Below are 2,868 nucleotides of genomic sequence, written 5' to 3'. Positions count from 1 at the left end.
TATTTATATAAATGGGTAACTCGTTTTTTAACTCGTAATAACGAATTAAAAACAAGATTAACTCGACAAACGAGTTAAAACGAGTTATACTATATTTGAATTAGAGGATAGGAGGGATTGAAATGCGTACAATTCCTAAAGCGGAGAGTTTAGATATTGAATTTAAAAGTGATTTGAAATGTTATCCAGATCATGATCTTATTGAAGAGATTGTTGGAATGACAAATACATCTGGAGGATTTCTGTTTCTGGGGGTCGAAGATGACGGATCAATTACCGGCGTTCATAAAAAACATAAGGATCCCATAGGGGTAACTGCACTGATTGCAAATAGCACTGTTCCGCCCATAGCTGTAAGGGCAGAGATAATTACTGAAGAAGGTAAAGATGTTCTGAAAATTGAAGTGCCAAGAAGCCGAGGTGTGGTATCTACTGCGTCAGGAAAAATGTTGAGGAGACGTATTAAACTTGATGGAAGTCCGGAAGTAATACCAATGTATTCTTATGAGATTCCATCTCGCCTTGCAGAACTGGGAATGCTTGATTATTCTGCTCAGCCTCTGGCAGGAGCTACTTTAGATGACTTGGATCCAAATCAGCGAGTTAGACTTCGCCGAATCATTCAGAATAGACCGGGTGGTGAAAAAACTCTGCTTTCTTTACCGGATGACGAACTGGATGTTGCATTACGTCTTATTACAGATGTTGCGGGTAAATATGTTCCAACAGTAACAGGTATGCTTTTAATTGGAAAAGAGGAGCGTATCGCAGAACTGATACCAACAGCAAAATCGGCATTTCAAGTCCTGGAAGGAACGGCTGTCCGTATGAATGAGGATAGCAATAAGCCGCTTCTCGAATTATTTGAGAACTATGAGACATACGTCAAAGCCTGGAATCCAGAAAGGGAGACTGAGTACGGATTATTTAGAATTCCAATTCCGGAATTTGACTGGGCTGCTTTTCGAGAAGGTTTAGTAAACGCATTCTGTCATAGGGATTATACTATGCTTGGCGCTGTAAGAGTTTTGATTGATGATGAAGGAATGATCATTAGTAATCCCGGTGGATTTATTGATGGAGTTAATCTGAAAAATCTTCTGACTGTAGAACCACATGGACGTAATCCCGCGCTTGCTGATGCAATGAAACGAATCGGTTTAGCTGAGAAAACGGGAAGAGGAATTGATAGGATTTTTGAGGGGTCTATCATCTTTGGAAGGCCTTGGCCAGATTATTCTGAATCTACCAGCAGAACCGTTAAGCTATTTATTCAAAGGGCGAAAGCAGACTTGCCCTTTGCAAAGTTTGTTGCAGAAGAACAAAACAGGCAGGGAAAACCATTATCAATCTACACATTGATGATTCTATCTGTCCTTAATACAGAAAGAAGATGTACGGTTGAACGAATTGTTGAGCTGACAAATCTGAGTGAAAATAAGGTTAGATCTGCAATTGAGGTCATGATTGAGTCTGGTTTGATCGAAGCATCCGGAAAAGGAAAAAATCGCACCTATATTCTGGGTAAAAAGATCTATCGTGAAAACAAAGAAACAATACAGTATGTTCGACAGACAGATATAGACAGCATCAGGTATCCTGAGTTAGTAATGAAGTTGGCAAACACTCAGAATGGAATCATTACAAAGCAGGATGTAGTTGAATTGCTGAAAGTGACTCCTTCGCAGGCATATGCAGTTATTAAAAAGCTTCAAGCTGAAGGACGTTTAGAATTGTTATGTGGAGGAAAGTACTCCAAGTACAAAGTAATCAATTCCTAACTCGTTTTAACTCGATAAGGAACGAATTAAAAATCAGTTAGAATCGAATTAAATGCAAGTAAAAGATAGACAAGGGCATCAGCCGCGGCACGGTATATAAGCTGTTGGAGCAGCAGGAGTTTCGCTGGTTTAAAATTGGATCCGCCTGTCGAATTTCAAAGAAGAGCTTCGATGAGTGGCTGGACAACAAGCTGTAAGTTGTCAAGGATATCGAGCCGTTCCGCGACATCCTAATAATCCGAACGGATAATGCAAAGTCGTTTATGTAGATTATCGGTTAGCACCAAAATATTCATTTCCTATTCCGGTAGAAGATTGTTACTGTGCATATCAATGGACAATCAAGAATGCAAGTAAGTTAGGTATTGATAAAAATAGGATTGTAATTGGCGGTGACAGTGCCGGTGGGAATTTGCTTATAAAAAATAGAATTCTCTTTTTTCGAGAGAACTCTATTTTTAGAAAACCGTTATTTGAGTTGCAAGCCGTCTTTGAAGGCTTCGCCCACTCTTTTGTTTACCAGATAATAGCCATGTGTATATGGGTCAAATGCAATGGCATTGACTAAAGACATATCGAGTTTGCCGTCAACCATTACTTTTTCGTCGGCTGTTACATTTACCACTTTTCCAATGACACCAACGCCGTATTCATTGTCCTGGTATTCGATAAATTCACATTCCAGACAAAGGGGGAACTCGTTGATAACAGGTGCATCTACGATTTCAGATTTGCTTGCAGTAAGACCGCTTTTTTCAAATTTGTTTGCCACCATGTTTCCTGATGTAACTCCGAAATAGTCAGCCTGCACAATATGATCTGCGTCGGCAATACTGATTGTAAAGGCTTTTCTGGCTTTAATGTTTTTCACTGTTTTATGCGTTTCTGTGAGCTGCAAAGCTACCGTATTGCGTGACTGCATCGTTCCCCATGCAGCGTTCATAACGTTCACGCTGTTATCTTCGTTGTATGTTGCAATCATCAAAACCGGCATAGGAAAAATACCTTCTGTTATATTGAGCTTCTTTCTCATAAAAATACCTCGCTTGTAATATTGGTTTGACAGATGTGTTATCTGTATATATAA

At 39.5% G+C, this 2,868-nt stretch carries 3 protein-coding genes and 1 pseudogene; 3 read left to right on the top strand and 1 reads right to left on the bottom strand.

Annotated elements, in window-relative coordinates; genetic code table 11:
• Positions 1 to 122 precede the first annotated feature (122 nt).
• The 3 genes and pseudogenes from JQM82_RS14870 to JQM82_RS16555 all read left to right on the top strand — a co-directional run.
• Positions 123 to 1,781, top strand: coding sequence for an RNA-binding domain-containing protein (locus JQM82_RS14870; RefSeq protein ID WP_235251178.1), 1,659 nt, complete (start codon positions 123 to 125; stop codon positions 1,779 to 1,781).
• 65 nt (positions 1,782 to 1,846) lie between these two features.
• Positions 1,847 to 1,978, top strand: a complete 132-nt coding sequence (locus tag JQM82_RS14865; protein WP_235251181.1) for a helix-turn-helix domain-containing protein — start codon at positions 1,847 to 1,849, stop codon at positions 1,976 to 1,978.
• A 65-nt stretch (positions 1,979 to 2,043) separates the two neighbouring features.
• Positions 2,044 to 2,349 (top strand): annotated as a pseudogene (locus JQM82_RS16555) (alpha/beta hydrolase); the annotation flags it as partial.
• Here the strand turns inward: JQM82_RS16555 and JQM82_RS14855 are convergent.
• Complete coding sequence (locus JQM82_RS14855) at positions 2,251 to 2,814, bottom strand: flavin reductase family protein (protein WP_235251179.1); 564 nt, start codon at positions 2,812 to 2,814, stop codon at positions 2,251 to 2,253. The pseudogene JQM82_RS16555 and the gene JQM82_RS14855 sit on opposite strands and share 99 nt — an antisense overlap.
• Between the last annotated feature and the right edge of the window lie 54 nt (positions 2,815 to 2,868).

Origin of the sequence: Faecalicatena contorta, from assembly GCF_021531995.1 — a bacterium.
Lineage (GTDB): Bacteria > Bacillota > Clostridia > Lachnospirales > Lachnospiraceae > Dorea_A > Dorea_A contorta_A.
The sequence above is the reverse complement of the archived record's forward strand: the minus strand, read 5'-3'. Positions and strand labels throughout refer to the sequence as shown.